The organism is Escherichia coli DSM 30083 = JCM 1649 = ATCC 11775 (genome assembly GCF_003697165.2).
GTDB lineage: Bacteria > Pseudomonadota > Gammaproteobacteria > Enterobacterales > Enterobacteriaceae > Escherichia > Escherichia coli.
Genome location: NZ_CP033092.2, coordinates 3,237,077 through 3,252,500, shown reverse-complemented (window position 1 = coordinate 3,252,500; position 15,424 = coordinate 3,237,077). Strand labels below are relative to the sequence as shown.

At 52.4% G+C, this 15,424-nt stretch carries 16 protein-coding genes and 1 riboswitch; of the genes, 12 read left to right on the top strand and 4 right to left on the bottom strand.

The window, feature by feature from the left end:
- Window positions 1-65: 65 nt before the first annotated feature.
- From ybhC to bioA, 3 genes are all read right to left on the bottom strand, one after another.
- Entirely contained in the window at window positions 66-1,349 is a 1,284-nt protein-coding gene (gene ybhC / locus EAS44_RS17030; protein ID WP_001091562.1) for a putative acyl-CoA thioester hydrolase, read from the bottom strand.
- Between the two features lie 151 nt (window positions 1,350-1,500).
- Window positions 1,501-1,977 carry a kinase inhibitor gene (gene ybhB / locus EAS44_RS17025; RefSeq protein ID WP_000767411.1) on the bottom strand — a complete coding sequence of 159 codons (477 nt, stop codon included), beginning with the start codon at window positions 1,975-1,977 and terminating at the stop codon, window positions 1,501-1,503.
- A 58-nt stretch (window positions 1,978-2,035) separates the two neighbouring features.
- On the bottom strand, window positions 2,036-3,325 hold the full coding sequence (gene bioA / locus EAS44_RS17020; protein WP_001362906.1) for an adenosylmethionine--8-amino-7-oxononanoate transaminase: 1,290 nt from the start codon (window positions 3,323-3,325) through the stop codon (window positions 2,036-2,038).
- 86 nt (window positions 3,326-3,411) lie between these two features.
- Between bioA and bioB the strand changes: the two genes are divergently transcribed.
- The 5 genes from bioB to uvrB all read left to right on the top strand — a co-directional run bounded on the left by bioB (window position 3,412) and on the right by uvrB (window position 9,615).
- Complete coding sequence (bioB, locus tag EAS44_RS17015; protein WP_000951218.1) at window positions 3,412-4,452, top strand: biotin synthase BioB; 1,041 nt, start codon at window positions 3,412-3,414, stop codon at window positions 4,450-4,452.
- Window positions 4,449-5,603 (top strand): 8-amino-7-oxononanoate synthase, encoded by a 1,155-nt coding sequence (bioF, locus tag EAS44_RS17010; RefSeq protein WP_000638121.1) that lies wholly within the window; start codon window positions 4,449-4,451, stop codon window positions 5,601-5,603. The genes bioB and bioF overlap by 4 nt, the downstream gene beginning before the upstream one ends.
- Window positions 5,590-6,345, top strand: coding sequence for a malonyl-ACP O-methyltransferase BioC (bioC, locus tag EAS44_RS17005; RefSeq protein ID WP_000246772.1), 756 nt, complete (start codon window positions 5,590-5,592; stop codon window positions 6,343-6,345). Before bioF ends, bioC begins: the two co-directional genes overlap by 14 nt.
- Window positions 6,338-7,015: a dethiobiotin synthase gene (gene bioD / locus EAS44_RS17000; protein ID WP_000030923.1), complete on the top strand. Its 678-nt coding sequence runs from the start codon at window positions 6,338-6,340 to the stop codon at window positions 7,013-7,015. The genes bioC and bioD overlap by 8 nt, the downstream gene beginning before the upstream one ends.
- A 578-nt stretch (window positions 7,016-7,593) precedes the next feature.
- On the top strand, window positions 7,594-9,615 hold the full coding sequence (gene uvrB / locus EAS44_RS16995; RefSeq protein WP_000042533.1) for an excinuclease ABC subunit UvrB: 2,022 nt from the start codon (window positions 7,594-7,596) through the stop codon (window positions 9,613-9,615).
- 37 nt (window positions 9,616-9,652) lie between these two features.
- Here the strand turns inward: uvrB and yvcK are convergent, their stop codons facing one another.
- Complete coding sequence (gene yvcK / locus EAS44_RS16990; protein ID WP_001331964.1) at window positions 9,653-10,561, bottom strand: uridine diphosphate-N-acetylglucosamine-binding protein YvcK; 909 nt, start codon at window positions 10,559-10,561, stop codon at window positions 9,653-9,655.
- 264 nt (window positions 10,562-10,825) lie between these two features.
- Window positions 10,826-10,970: riboswitch (molybdenum cofactor riboswitch) on the top strand.
- Here yvcK and moaA point away from each other — a divergent pair.
- From moaA to ybhM, 7 genes are all read left to right on the top strand, one after another.
- Window positions 10,958-11,947, top strand: a complete 990-nt coding sequence (gene moaA / locus EAS44_RS16985; RefSeq protein ID WP_001350602.1) for a GTP 3',8-cyclase MoaA — start codon at window positions 10,958-10,960, stop codon at window positions 11,945-11,947. It overlaps the preceding riboswitch by 13 nt.
- A gap of 21 nt (window positions 11,948-11,968) precedes the next feature.
- Window positions 11,969-12,481, top strand: coding sequence for a molybdenum cofactor biosynthesis protein B (gene moaB / locus EAS44_RS16980; RefSeq protein ID WP_000084639.1), 513 nt, complete (start codon window positions 11,969-11,971; stop codon window positions 12,479-12,481).
- Between the two features lie 2 nt (window positions 12,482-12,483).
- The gene (gene moaC, locus EAS44_RS16975; RefSeq protein WP_000080885.1) at window positions 12,484-12,969 is read left to right on the top strand and encodes a cyclic pyranopterin monophosphate synthase MoaC; all 486 of its coding nucleotides are present in this window, start codon (window positions 12,484-12,486) and stop codon (window positions 12,967-12,969) included.
- Window positions 12,962-13,207, top strand: coding sequence for a molybdopterin synthase sulfur carrier subunit (gene moaD / locus EAS44_RS16970; protein ID WP_000611261.1), 246 nt, complete (start codon window positions 12,962-12,964; stop codon window positions 13,205-13,207). Before moaC ends, moaD begins: the two co-directional genes overlap by 8 nt.
- 1 nt (window position 13,208) lies before the next feature.
- Window positions 13,209-13,661 (top strand): molybdopterin synthase catalytic subunit MoaE, encoded by a 453-nt coding sequence (moaE, locus tag EAS44_RS16965; protein ID WP_000852287.1) that lies wholly within the window; start codon window positions 13,209-13,211, stop codon window positions 13,659-13,661.
- A gap of 136 nt (window positions 13,662-13,797) precedes the next feature.
- A complete protein-coding gene (gene ybhL, locus EAS44_RS16960) occupies window positions 13,798-14,502 on the top strand; it encodes a Bax inhibitor-1/YccA family protein (protein WP_000373624.1) in 705 nt (234 codons plus the stop codon).
- Window positions 14,503-14,707: 205 nt separating this feature from the next.
- Window positions 14,708-15,421, top strand: a complete 714-nt coding sequence (gene ybhM / locus EAS44_RS16955) for a Bax inhibitor-1/YccA family protein (RefSeq protein ID WP_001350600.1) — start codon at window positions 14,708-14,710, stop codon at window positions 15,419-15,421.
- The last annotated feature ends 3 nt before the right edge of the window (window positions 15,422-15,424 follow it).

Genomic DNA, 15,424 nt, shown 5'->3' with positions numbered 1-15,424 from the left:
AAATCGCATCGAACCGTAGGCCGGATAAGGCGTTTACGCCGCATCCGGCACATAGTTAACAGCTCCTACTTCTTCGCCTCTGCAACCACTTTGCTACCCACGCCGCGGTTATTGTATTCCCACATGCGGTTGTAGTTAGTGTCATTCAGATTGCGCTGTACTTCGTCGTTATCATCAACGCTGCCGGTGTTACCCGCAAACGGACGATTAGAGATCACCGCATCAGCCCACGGTTTGGCTGTGTTAAAACCTTCGTTGATGGCGCTATCACGGATCACTACCTGACCGTTGGTATTGGCATCAACATCCAGCGAGCGGCCCAGTTGCGCCACGCCATCACCGGAAGCATTGAAACGGCTGTTTACGGCGAGGAAACCGTAGTAAATGTTGGACAGCGTAGCCGGTGCAAACACATACGCTTCTTGCTGGGTACGGGAGTTCACCACGCGGAATTCGGTGTTATCGAACACCACTGCGCCGCGACCAGAAACGATATCCACATCCCCTTCAATATAGCTGTTGGTCACCAGCGTACGCGGCTGGCGATTCGTTTCCAGACGGTTCTGCACACCGCTGTTGGTGACAAAGAAGGTGTTCTGACGACCGAGAATGTTGACGTTATTGATCTGCACTTTGTCGCCATCAGTACGCAGTGCCACCGCCGGATGGTTACCCGCATCTACGCTATCGCCCAGCGTGTTTTCGATGGTCAGGTTTTGCAGTTGCAGGCCATTGTTTTGTGACCAGAAGACCGCAGAGCAGAGAACACCGATACTGTCGCTGCGTTTACTCTGGCAGCTATCGTACATATACCACGCCGGTTTACCTGGCATATATTTGCCGCGCGGGTTGACGTCGTGACGCCAGTCGGCAGGGCTCATGCCACCATCAAGGGAAAGCCCAATCTTCACATCAATCGGTTTTTCACCTGTACCGTACAGAGTAATTCCACCCGGAGCGGCAGGGACATACACCGTTCCCTGATACTCACCAGGCATCACGGCAATATACTGGCGCTTGTTGGTACGCTTGATAATTGCCGCATCTACCGCCGCCTGAATCGTGGTATGCGTTACACCTTGAGTACCCGCCGGGCCGACAACAAAGTCAGGTTGCGCAGGCAGGGTAATCGGGGAAGGATTCCACGCTGCCGCACCTGGTGTCAGGGATGCAAAATAGTGTTGAGCATCGAAATTCTGCGCTTCTTTTGCCGACAGAATCGGGCGCGAAGAGGTACCAGGCGCGGTTTGATCAGAAGGACGTTGATCGGGCGGTGTTGAGCTACAGGCGGTCAGCGTCACGCCAAAAGCCAATGCCAGCGCCAGACGGGAAACTGAAAATGTGTTCACAGGTTGCTCCGGGCTATGAAATAGAAAAATGAATCCGTTGAAGCCTGCTTTTTTATACTAACTTGAGCGAAACGGGAAGGTAAAAAGACAAAAAGTTGTTTTTAATACCTTTAAGTGATACCAGATGGCATTGCGCCATCTGGCAGAGTGATTAACTAAACATCGCAGTAATCGAGGCACTCGCCAGAGAGTGAAAATGAACGTTAAACCCGACCATCGCGCCGCTGGCACCTTCATCGACATCAATACGTTCTACATCCAGCGCGTGAACGGTAAAAATGTAGCGATGGGTTTCGCCTTTCGGCGGCGCTGCGCCATCGTACCCGGTTTTACCAAAGTCGGTACGCGTCTGCAAAACGCCGTCTGGCATAGCTACCAGACCAGAGCCAAACCCTTGCGGTAATACGCGGGTATCAGCGGGTAAATTAACAACTACCCAGTGCCACCAGCCGGAGCCGGTTGGCGCATCCGGGTCATAGCAGGTGACAACAAAACTTTTCGTTCCCACAGGAACATCATCCCACGCCAGATGCGGTGAAATATTATCGCCATCGTAACCCATGCCGTTAAAGACATGACGATGCGGCAGCTTATCGCCATCGCGCAGATCGTTACTGATGAGTTTCATGAACCCTCCTTTCTTGTTTGCAGAAAGTGTAGCCAGAAACCCTCACGCTGACTTCCCGTTATTGGCAAAAAAATGTTTCATCCTGCACCGCACGGTTAACCGCTGCGGTCAGACGCTGCAACTGTTGCGGGAGAATAATATAGGGCGGCATCAGGTAAATCAGTTTGCCAAAAGGCCGGATCCAGACACCCTGTTCGACAAAGAATTTTTGCAGCGCTGCCATATTCACCGGACGAGTGGTTTCGACCACGCCGATTGCCCCCAGTACGCGCACATCGGCAACCATTTCGGCGTCACAGGCGGGGGCAAGTTGCTCGCGTAGCTGCGCTTCAATAGCCGCCACCTGATGCTGCCAGTCGCCAGATTCAAGAATCGCCAGGCTGGCGTTTGCTGCTGCGCAGGCCAGCGGATTGCCCATAAAAGTTGGCCCATGCATAAAGCAGCCGGCTTCGCCGTTACTGATGGTTTCCGCAACCTCGCGCGTGGTGAGCGTGGCGGAAAGGGTCATTGTGCCGCCGGTTAAGGCTTTACCGAGACACAAAATATCCGGCGCGATTTCTGCATGTTCACAGGCAAACAGTTTGCCGGTACGACCAAATCCGGTGGCGATCTCGTCGGCAATCAGCAAGATACCTTCGCGATCGCACATTTTGCGGATTCGTTTTAACCATTCCGGATGGTACATGCGCATCCCGCCTGCGCCCTGGACAATCGGTTCAATGATCACCGCCGCGATTTCATGACGATGCGCTGCCATCAGGCGGGCAAAGCCCACCATATCGCGCTCATCCCATTCGCCATCCATGCGGCTTTGCGGGGCGGGAGCAAACAGGTTTTCTGGCAGATAGCCTTTCCACAGGCTGTGCATTGAGTTGTCCGGATCGCACACCGACATCGCGCCAAAGGTATCGCCATGATAACCATTGCGGAAGGTTAGAAAACGCTGGCGCGCTTCGCCTTTGGCCTGCCAGTACTGCAACGCCATTTTCATCGCCACTTCTACCGCTACGGAGCCGGAGTCCGCGAGAAAAACGCACTCCAGCGGTTGCGGCGTCATTGCCACCAATTTGCGGCACAGCTCAATGGCGGGCGCATGGGTGATACCGCCAAACATCACATGCGACATAGCATCAATTTGCGACTTCATCGCCGCATTAAGCTGCGGGTGATTGTAACCGTGGATCGCCGCCCACCAGGACGACATACCGTCAACCAGGCGCCTGCCGTCAGACAAAATTAGCTCGCAACCTTCGGCGCTTGCCACCGGATAAACCGGCAGCGGGGAGGTCATGGATGTGTATGGGTGCCAGATATGGCGTTGGTCAAAGGCAAGATCGTCCGTTGTCATAATCGACTTGTAAACCAAATTGAAAAGATTTAGGTTTACGAGTCTACACCGAATTAACAACAAAAAACACGTTTTGGAGAAGCCCCATGGCTCACCGCCCACGCTGGACATTGTCGCAAGTCACAGAATTATTTGAAAAACCGTTGCTGGATCTGCTGTTTGAAGCGCAGCAGGTGCATCGTCAGCATTTCGATCCTCGTCAGGTGCAGGTCAGCACTTTGCTGTCGATTAAGACCGGAGCTTGTCCGGAAGATTGCAAATATTGCCCGCAAAGCTCGCGCTACAAAACCGGGCTGGAAGCCGAGCGGTTGATGGAAGTTGAACAGGTGCTGGAGTCGGCGCGCAAAGCGAAAGCGGCGGGATCGACGCGTTTCTGTATGGGCGCGGCGTGGAAGAATCCCCACGAACGCGATATGCCGTACCTGGAACAAATGGTGCAGGGGGTAAAAGCGATGGGTCTGGAGGCGTGTATGACGCTGGGAACGTTGAGTGAATCTCAAGCGCAGCGCCTGGCGAATGCCGGGCTGGATTACTATAACCACAACCTCGACACCTCGCCGGAGTTTTACGGCAATATCATCACCACCCGCACCTATCAGGAACGTCTCGATACGCTGGAAAAAGTGCGAGAAGCTGGGATTAAAGTCTGTTCAGGTGGCATTGTGGGCTTAGGCGAAACGGTGAAAGATCGCGCCGGATTATTACTGCAACTGGCAAACCTGCCGACGCCGCCGGAAAGCGTGCCAATCAACATGCTGGTGAAGGTGAAAGGCACACCGCTGGCGGATAACGATGATGTCGATGCCTTTGATTTTATTCGCACCATTGCCGTAGCGCGGATCATGATGCCGACCTCTTACGTACGCCTTTCTGCCGGACGCGAGCAGATGAACGAACAGACTCAGGCGATGTGCTTTATGGCTGGCGCAAACTCGATTTTCTACGGTTGCAAACTGCTGACTACGCCGAATCCGGAAGAAGATAAAGACCTGCAACTGTTCCGCAAACTGGGGCTAAATCCGCAGCAAACTGCCGTGCTGGCGGGCGATAACGAACAACAGCAGCGTCTGGAGCAGGCGCTGATGACCCCGGACACTGACGAATATTACAACGCGGCAGCACTATGATCTGGCAGGAGAAAATCGACGCGGCGCTTGATGCGCGGCGTGTTGCTGATGCCTTGCGTCGCCGTTATCCGGTGGCACAAGGAGCCGGACGCTGGCTGGTGGCAGATGATTGCCAGTATCTGAACTTTTCCAGTAACGATTATTTAGGTTTAAGCCATCATCCGCAAATTATCCGCGCCTGGCAGCAGGGCGCGGATCAATTTGGTGTCGGTAGCGGCGGTTCCGGTCACGTCAGCGGTTATAGCGTGGCGCACCAGGTGCTGGAAGAAGAACTGGCCGAATGGCTGGGCTATTCGCGGGCGCTGCTGTTTATTTCTGGTTTTGCCGCTAATCAGGCTGTCATTGCCGCGATGATGGCGAAAGAGGACCGTATTGTTGCCGACCGGCTTAGCCATGCCTCATTGCTGGAGGCTGCAAGTTTAAGCCCGTCGCCGCTTCGCCGTTTTGCTCATAACGATGTCACTCATCTGGCGCGACTGCTTGCTTCCCCCTGTCCGGGGCAGCAACTGGTAGTGACAGAAGGTGTGTTCAGCATGGACGGCGATAGTGCGCCACTGGAGGAAATCCAGCAGGTAACGCAACAGCACGATGGCTGGTTGATGGTCGATGACGCCCACGGCACGGGCGTTATCGGGGAGCAGGGGCGTGGCAGCTGCTGGCTGCAAAAGGTAAAACCAGAATTGCTGGTGGTGACGTTTGGCAAAGGATTTGGCGTCAGCGGGGCAGCGGTGCTTTGCTCCAATACGGTGGCGGATTATCTGCTGCAATTCGCTCGCCATCTTATCTACAGCACCAGTATGCCGCCCGCTCAGGCGCAGGCATTACGTGCGTCGCTGGCGGTCATTCGCAGTGATGAGGGGGATGCACGGCGCGAAAAACTGGCGGCACTCATTACGCGTTTTCGTGCCGGAGTGCAGGATTTGCCGTTTACGCTTGCTGGCTCATGCAGCGCCATCCAGCCATTGATCGTCGGTGATAACAGCCGTGCGTTACAACTGGCAGAAAAACTGCGCCAGCAAGGCTGCTGGGTCACGGCGATTCGCCCGCCAACCGTACCCGCTGGTACTGCGCGACTGCGCTTAACGCTAACCGCAGCGCATGAAATGCAGGATATCGACCGTCTGCTGGAGGTGCTGCATGGCAACGGTTAATAAACAAGCCATTGCTGCGGCATTTGGACGGGCAGCCGCACACTATGAGCAACACGCCGATCTACAGCGCCAGAGTGCTGACGCCTTACTGGCAATGCTCCCACAGCGTAAATACACCCGCGTACTGGATGCGGGTTGTGGACCAGGCTGGATGAGCCGCCGCTGGCGAGAGCGTCACGCGCAGGTGACTGCGTTAGATCTCTCTCCGCCAATGCTTGTTCAGGCACGCCAGAAGGATGCCGCAGACCATTATCTGGCGGGAGATATCGAATCCCTGCCGTTAGCGACTGCGACGTTCGATCTTGCATGGAGCAATCTCGCGGTGCAGTGGTGCGGTAATTTATCCACGGCACTCCGCGAGCTGTATCGGGTGGTGCGCCCCGGAGGCGTGGTCGCGTTTACCACGCTGGTGCAGGGATCGTTACCCGAACTGCATCAGGCGTGGCAGGCGGTGGACGAGCGTCCGCATGCTAATCGCTTTTTACCGCCAGATGAAATCGAACAGTCGCTAAACGCCGTGCATTATCAACATTATATTCAGCCCATCACGCTGTGGTTTGATGATGCGCTCAGTGCCATGCGTTCGCTGAAAGGCATCGGTGCCACGCATCTTCATGAAGGGCGTGACCCGCGAATATTAACGCGTTCGCAGTTGCAGCGATTGCAACTGGCCTGGCCGCAACAACAGGGGCGATATCCTCTGACGTATCATCTTTTTTTGGGAGTGATTGCTCGTGAGTAAATGTTATTTTGTCACCGGAACGGATACCGAAGTGGGGAAAACTGTCGCCAGCTGCGCGCTTTTACAAGCCGCAAAGGCAGCAGGCTACCGGACGGCAGGTTACAAACCGGTGGCCTCTGGCAGCGAAAAGACCCCGAAAGGCTTACGTAATAGTGACGCGCTGGCGTTACAGCGCAACAGTAGCCTGCAGCTGGATTACGCAACGGTAAATCCTTACACCTTCGCAGAACCCACCTCGCCGCATATCATCAGCGCGCAAGAGGGCAGGCCGATAGAAGCATTGGTAATGAGCGCCGGATTACGCGCGCTTGAACAACAGGCTGACTGGGTGTTAGTGGAAGGTGCTGGCGGCTGGTTTACGCCGCTTTCTGACACTTTCACTTTTGCGGATTGGGTAACACAGGAACAACTGCCAGTGATACTGGTTGTGGGCGTGAAACTCGGCTGTATTAATCACGCGATGTTGACTGCGCAGGCAATACTACACGCCGGACTGACTCTGGCGGGGTGGGTGGCGAACGATGTCACGCCTCCGGGAAAACGTCACGCTGAATATATGACCACGCTCACCCGCATGATTCCCGCGCCGCTGCTGGGCGAAATTCCCTGGCTTGCAGAAAATCCAGAAAATGCGGCAACCGGAAAGTACATCAATCTTGCCTTAATGTAGTCATCCTGTGCTTGGTTAAATTGTGAGCGAGATCGCGTCTCCGATTGACTGCAATTTAACCAATTAAATTCTAAAAAAATCACGAAAAAAATTTTACCTCCGCATCATGCGGTGAATGTGGGAATTGCCCAGGCGGCGGGGGATAGGGGCTGCAGACAGTTATCCACTATTCCTGTGGATAACCATGTGTATTAGAGTTAGAAAACACGAGGCAAGCGAGAGAATACGCGGCTTGCACGCGAATTGGCGTTAAAGACGGCTCAAAGAAATATCTTTTATTTTTTAACAGGTTAGATAATTGCAATGGCAGTCACTGAACAGGCATCTCTTGCCATAAAACTGTCATCAATCATCTTGACAAATGTTAAAAAAGCCGTTGCTTTGGGGATAACCCGGTAAGGCCGGAGTTTTATCTCGCCACAGAGTAAATCTTGTTCATGATTGACAGCGGAGTTTACGCTGTAACAGAAATATTATGGTGATGAACTGTTTTTTTATCCAGTATAATTTGTTGGCATAATTAAGTACGACGAGTAAAATTACATACCAGCCCGCCCAACTCCTTCAGGTAGCGACTCATGAGTAAACCGTTCAAACTGAATTCCGCTTTTAAACCTTCTGGCGATCAGCCGGAGGCGATTCGACGTCTCGAAGAGGGGCTGGAAGATGGCCTGGCGCACCAGACGTTACTTGGCGTGACTGGCTCCGGGAAAACCTTCACCATTGCCAATGTCATTGCTGACCTTCAGCGCCCTACCATGGTACTTGCGCCCAACAAAACGCTGGCGGCCCAGCTGTATGGCGAAATGAAAGAATTCTTCCCGGAAAACGCGGTGGAATATTTCGTCTCCTACTACGACTACTATCAGCCGGAGGCCTATGTACCGAGTTCCGACACCTTTATTGAGAAAGATGCCTCGGTAAACGAACATATCGAACAGATGCGTTTGTCCGCCACCAAAGCGATGCTGGAGCGGCGTGATGTGGTTGTGGTGGCGTCTGTTTCCGCGATTTATGGTCTGGGCGATCCTGATTTATATCTCAAGATGATGCTCCATCTCACGGTCGGTATGATTATCGATCAGCGCGCGATTCTGCGCCGACTGGCGGAGCTGCAATACGCTCGTAATGATCAGGCATTCCAGCGCGGTACTTTCCGCGTTCGTGGTGAGGTGATAGATATCTTCCCGGCAGAATCGGATGACATTGCACTTCGCGTGGAACTGTTTGACGAGGAAGTGGAACGATTGTCGTTATTTGACCCGCTGACCGGGCAGATTGTTTCCACTATTCCACGTTTTACCATCTACCCGAAAACGCACTACGTCACGCCGCGCGAGCGCATCGTACAGGCGATGGAAGAGATCAAAGAAGAACTGGCCGCCAGACGCAAAGTGCTGTTGGAGAACAACAAGTTGCTTGAAGAGCAGCGGCTGACCCAGCGTACCCAGTTTGATCTGGAGATGATGAACGAGCTGGGCTACTGTTCCGGGATTGAGAACTACTCGCGCTTCCTCTCCGGTCGTGGACCGGGTGAGCCACCGCCGACGCTGTTTGATTACCTGCCTGCCGATGGGCTGTTGGTCGTCGATGAATCTCACGTCACCATTCCACAAATTGGCGGCATGTATCGCGGTGACCGGGCGCGTAAAGAGACTCTGGTGGAGTACGGCTTCCGCCTGCCATCAGCGCTGGATAACCGTCCGCTGAAATTTGAAGAGTTCGAAGCATTAGCGCCGCAAACCATCTATGTTTCGGCGACGCCGGGTAATTACGAGCTGGAAAAATCCGGTGGCGATGTGGTGGATCAGGTGGTGCGTCCAACAGGCTTACTCGACCCGATTATCGAAGTGCGGCCAGTGGCAACACAGGTGGATGATCTTCTTTCGGAGATTCGTCAGCGAGCGGCAATTAACGAACGCGTACTGGTTACAACTCTGACCAAGCGGATGGCGGAAGATCTCACTGAATATCTCGAAGAACACGGTGAGCGCGTGCGTTATCTTCACTCAGATATCGACACCGTCGAACGTATGGAGATTATCCGCGACTTGCGTCTGGGTGAGTTCGACGTATTGGTAGGGATCAACTTACTGCGCGAAGGTCTGGATATGCCGGAAGTTTCGCTGGTGGCGATCCTCGACGCTGACAAAGAAGGCTTCCTGCGTTCCGAACGTTCGTTGATCCAGACCATTGGTCGTGCGGCACGTAACGTTAACGGTAAAGCGATTCTCTATGGCGATAAGATCACCCCATCAATGGCGAAAGCGATTGGCGAAACCGAACGTCGCCGCGAGAAACAGCAGAAGTACAACGAAGAACACGGCATTACGCCGCAAGGCTTGAACAAGAAAGTGGTCGATATCCTGGCGCTGGGGCAGAACATTGCCAAAACCAAAGCGAAGGGCAGAGGAAAATCGCGCCCGATTGTTGAACCGGATAATGTGCCGATGGATATGTCGCCTAAAGCGTTACAGCAGAAGATCCATGAACTGGAAGGGTTGATGATGCAACACGCGCAGAATCTGGAGTTCGAAGAAGCGGCGCAAATTCGTGACCAGTTGCATCAGTTGCGTGAGCTGTTTATTGCCGCGTCGTGACAAGATGACGAAGCCGGAATATTCTTCCGGCTTCGTGTTAACCTAAAGCCTGTAATGCCTTTTCCAGCGCGCTATGCAACAACTGGCGGTCATGACGATACGGAATATCGCTGGCCTCCAGCACTTCCTGAATCACAATCCGCTCTTTCACCGCCGAGACATCCTCTTTTGGCCCGACGATGACCGCATCAATTACCTTTTTACCAACATACTGCTCCATAATTGCCAGCTTGCTTTCCAGCTTCAGATTAGCCGCAGGTAAACTCAACTCACGCCCCAGATTGCCGATATAGACCATCGGCGCTGGCGTGCGGCGTAATGCCTGTGCGATTTCCTTCAGCAGCAGAATTGGCATCAGGCTGGTGTAAAAACTGCCAGGCCCAATAATGATGAGATCCGCTTCACTGATAGCGTGAACCGCCTCACGCGTTGCGGGTACATTCGGCGTTAACAATAACTCTTGAATCGGCGCAGTTAACTGGTCGATATTGACCTCGCCGTATACTTCATGCCCCTGATCGTCAATCGCCATCAGATCAACAGGATGCTCCGACATCGGAATCAAATGTGCGTCCACTTTCAGCAGATTTCGAATCAGATTGATCGCTTCAAGAGGTCGCACGCTAAGGTGATCCAGTGCCTTTAACATCAGGTTTCCAAGGTTGTGCCCGGAAAGTTCGCCATTACCGCCGAAACGATATTCAAACATTGCGGAAGCGACGCTGGGTTCAGTTATCAGCTGATTGAGGCAGTTGCGCATATCGCCCCAGGCAATGCCGCCTTCTGAGCGGCGAATACGCCCCGTCGAGCCACCGTTATCGGTGGTGGTGACGATACCCGTTAAACGAGAACCCAAAGACGAAAGTGATGAGAGAACGCGTCCCAGTCCATGCCCTCCGCCGAGAGCAACGACACGATCAAGATCAGCCAGCGTACGATTGCGCATATAGTTTCCTGGAGTCAGATTATCCGCGCTACAGTAGCGCAAATTGCGAGGAAACAGCAATTAACCTGCCAATATTGAGGATACAAACTATTTTCTTCTACCTCTAAAGGACGATGCACGCTATGCCTCCCTGATGATGTATATCAAAGTAAAACCGCCATTTTCCCTTATTCTGTAGCGAAATAGCACGATCATGACGCTATATATATGATTACATAGCGAAAGTGTGGATGGTAAAAATCTCATTTACACGCTAGTATCGGCTTAACCACTAAACACTCTAGCCTCTGCACCTGGGTCAACTGATACGGTGCTTTGGCCGTGACAATGCTCGTAAAGATTGCCACCAGGGCGAAGGAAGAAATGACTTCGCCTCCCGTATCTGGAAAGGTGTACATGGCTTCACAACTGACTGATGCATTTGCGCGTAAGTTTTACTACTTGCGCCTGTCGATTACTGATGTGTGTAACTTTCGTTGCACCTACTGCCTGCCGGATGGTTACAAGCCGAGCGGCGTCACCAATAAAGGCTTTCTGACCGTCGATGAAATTCGCCGGGTTACGCGCGCCTTCGCCAGTCTGGGCACCGAAAAAGTCCGTCTGACAGGTGGTGAGCCATCTTTACGCCGCGACTTTACCGATATCATCGCCGCTGTGCGAGAAAACGACGCTATTCGCCAGATAGCGGTCACCACCAATGGTTACCGTCTGGAGCGCGATGTGGCGAACTGGCGCGATGCTGGACTTACTGGCATCAACGTCAGCGTCGACAGTCTGGACGCTCGCCAGTTTCATGCCATTACCGGGCAGGATAAATTCAACCAGGTCATGGCAGGAATCGATGCTGCATTTGAGGCCGGTTTTGAGAAGGTCAAAGTCAATACCGTGCTGATGCGTGATGTTAATCATCACCAGCTCGACACCTTTCTGAACTGGATCCAGCATCGTCCCATCCAGCTGCGTTTCATCGAACTGATGGAAACGGGCGAGGGCATCGAGCTCTTCCGTAAGCATCACATCTCTGGTCAGGTTCTGCGTAACGAGCTACTGCGTCGCGGCTGGATCCACCAATTACGTCAACGCAGCGACGGTCCCGCGCAAGTCTTTTGTCATCCGGATTACGCCGGAGAGATTGGCCTTATCATGCCGTATGAAAAAGACTTCTGCGCCACTTGCAACCGCCTGCGCGTTTCCTCCATTGGTAAACTCCATCTCTGCCTGTTTGGTGAAGGCGGCGTTAACCTGCGCGATCTGCTGGAAGACGATACCCAGCAACAGGCGCTGGAAGCGCGTATTTCAGCGGCGCTGCGGGAGAAAAAACAGACCCATTTCCTGCATCAAAATAACACCGGTATTACGCAAAACTTATCGTACATTGGTGGCTAAAACGTCAAAAGGAGAGATCAGATGAGTCAGGTAAGCACTGAATTTATCCCGACCCGTATTGCTATTCTTACGGTTTCTAATCGTCGCGGTGAAGAAGACGATACCTCCGGTCACTATCTGCGCGACTCGGCGCAAGAAGCGGGCCATCACGTTGTCGATAAAGCCATTGTGAAAGAAAACCGCTACGCTATTCGCGCTCAGGTATCTGCGTGGATCGCCAGCGACGATGTACAAGTGGTGTTGATTACGGGTGGTACTGGCCTGACGGAAGGAGATCAGGCTCCCGAAGCGCTGCTGCCGTTGTTCGACCGTGAAGTTGAAGGTTTTGGTGAAGTGTTCCGGATGTTGTCGTTCGAAGAGATTGGCACTTCCACGTTGCAATCTCGTGCGGTAGCGGGCGTCGCTAACAAAACGCTGATTTTCGCCATGCCGGGTTCGACCAAAGCGTGCCGTACCGCATGGGAAAATATCATTGCGCCGCAGCTGGATGCCCGTACGCGTCCGTGTAATTTCCATCCACATTTGAAGAAATAAGTATGTCGCAACTGACCCATATCAACGCCGCTGGCGAAGCGCACATGGTGGATGTCTCCGCCAAAGCGGAAACCGTGCGTGAAGCGCGCGCCGAAGCCTTTGTCACCATGCGCAGCGAGACGCTGGCGATGATTATTGATGGTCGCCACCACAAAGGCGACGTATTTGCCACTGCGCGTATCGCCGGTATTCAGGCGGCAAAACGCACCTGGGATCTGATCCCGCTGTGTCACCCGCTGATGCTCAGCAAAGTTGAAGTCAATTTACAGGCCGAGCCGGAGCACAATCGGGTACGTATAGAAACCTTATGCCGCCTGACCGGGAAAACCGGTGTCGAAATGGAAGCGTTAACCGCGGCCTCCGTGGCGGCGCTGACCATTTATGACATGTGCAAAGCGGTGCAAAAAGATATGGTGATTGGTCCGGTACGTTTGCTGGCGAAGAGCGGCGGCAAGTCGGGTGACTTTAAGGTGGAAGCGGATGATTAACGTTCTTTTTTTCGCCCAGGTGCGCGAGTTGGTGGGAACAGATGCAACCGAAGTGGCTGCGGATTTCCCAACCGTTGAAGCGTTACGCCAACATCTGGCTGCGCAGAGCGATCGCTGGGCGCTGGCGCTGGAAGATGGCAAATTGCTGGCTGCTGTCAACCAGACGCTGGTGAGTTTTGACCATTCGCTGACTGACGGCGACGAAGTGGCTTTCTTCCCGCCGGTAACCGGAGGTTAAGATGGCAGAAACCAAAATTGTTGTCGGCCCGCAGCCGTTCAGCGTAGGAGAAGAGTACCCGTGGCTGGCTGAGCGTGACGAAGACGGTGCGGTAGTCACCTTTACCGGTAAGGTGCGCAACCATAACCTGGGCGACAGCGTCAAAGCATTAACCCTCGAACACTATCCGGGAATGACAGAAAAAGCACTGGCAGAAATCGTTGATGAAGCGCGTAACCGCTGGCCGCTGGGGCGCGTCACGGTAATTCACCGCATTGGTGAATTATGGCCGGGCGATGAAATTGTTTTTGTCGGTGTTACCAGTGCGCATCGCAGCAGTGCGTTTGAAGCCGGGCAGTTTATTATGGATTATCTCAAAACCCGCGCACCGTTCTGGAAGCGCGAAGCCACGCCGGAAGGCGACCGTTGGGTCGAAGCTCGGGAGAGCGATCAGCAGGCGGCAAAACGCTGGTAGTTTATTGTTAGCCGGATAAGGCACCGCTGCGTCCGGCAATTTCACCGCTCAGTACATACGTTTACGCTGCGTCGATGCACAGCCTCATCATTTTGCAGTATCCTTAAGATATTCCTTATATCTTCAGGAGAAAGTCATGGACAGATTCCCACGTTCTGATTCAATCGTACAACCCCGGGCTGGCTTGCAAACTTATATGGCGCAAGTCTATGGCTGGATGACCGTTGGCTTGTTGCTGACAGCATTTGTTGCCTGGTATGCGGCTAATTCCGCGGCCGTGATGGAGCTGTTGTTTACTAACCGTGTCTTTTTAATCGGTCTGATCATCGCGCAATTAGCATTGGTTATTGTGTTATCAGCGATGATTCAAAAGCTGAGCGCAGGTGTAACGACGATGCTCTTTATGCTTTATTCGGCGCTGACGGGTCTTACGCTTTCCAGTATTTTCATTGTCTATACCGCTGCTTCTATCGCCAGTACTTTCGTCGTTACTGCCGGGATGTTCGGCGCAATGAGTCTGTACGGTTACACCACGAAGCGTGATCTAAGCGGCTTTGGCAATATGCTGTTTATGGCGTTAATCGGCATTGTGCTGGCATCGCTGGTTAACTTCTGGCTGAAAAGCGAAGCATTGATGTGGGCAGTCACCTACATCGGCGTGATTGTCTTTGTCGGATTGACGGCGTATGACACCCAGAAACTGAAAAATATGGGTGAGCAGATTGATACTCGCGACACGTCGAACCTGCGCAAATATTCCATTCTTGGCGCGTTAACCTTGTATCTGGACTTCATCAACCTGTTCCTGATGTTGCTGCGGATCTTCGGCAACCGCCGTTAATTCTTTTTCACCATCAATATCCCGGCCATGTGTCGGGATTTTTTTTCTTACTAAAAACGACACTTAACAAGTACCAGGTATAAAATATGCCTTATGGACGAGCGGAAGCGTTTTCTGTATCCATAAATGCAAAAGTATTTTGTATGCGTAGTTTTAAATTTATTGATGGTGAATATTAATGTTTTTTCTAAGGACAACTAAAAGAATGGAATCATACTCGCAAAATAGCAATAAAGTAGATTTTCAGCACGAAGCCAGGATATTAAACGGCATATGGCTCATTACCGCTTTGGGTTTGGTGGCAACCGCAGGGCTGGCCTGGGGCGCTAAGTATCTCGAAATTACGGCAACAAAATATGATTCACCGCAAATGTATGTTGCTATAGGATTATTATTACTTTCTATGTATGGCTTAAGTAAAGATATCAACAAGATAAATACCGCCATCGCGGGCGTAATATATTTGTTTTTAATCTCTTTGGTGGCGATTGTCGTTGCGAGTTTAGCGCCTGTATCTGCCATTATCGTCGTGTTCAGCACTGCGGGATCGATGTTTTTAATCAGTATGCTGGCAGGTCTATTGTTTAAATTTGATCCTGGTTCTCACCGTTTTATCATTATGATGACGTTGACAGGGTTGGCCCTGGTAATCATCGTGAATGCCACATTAATGAGTGAACGACCCATTTGGGTAATAAGTTGCTTAATGATTGTCTTATGGTCAGGCATTATCTCGCATGGACGAAATAAGCTCCTTGAACTGACAGGAAAAAGCCATAGTGAAGAATTATGGAGTCCGGTTCGTTGTGCTTTTGTAGGTGCATTAACACTCTATTACTATTTTATCGGCTTCTTTGGGATTCTTGCCACTATAGCTATAACGCTTGTCTGGCAAAGGCATACGCGGTTTTTTCATTAGCCG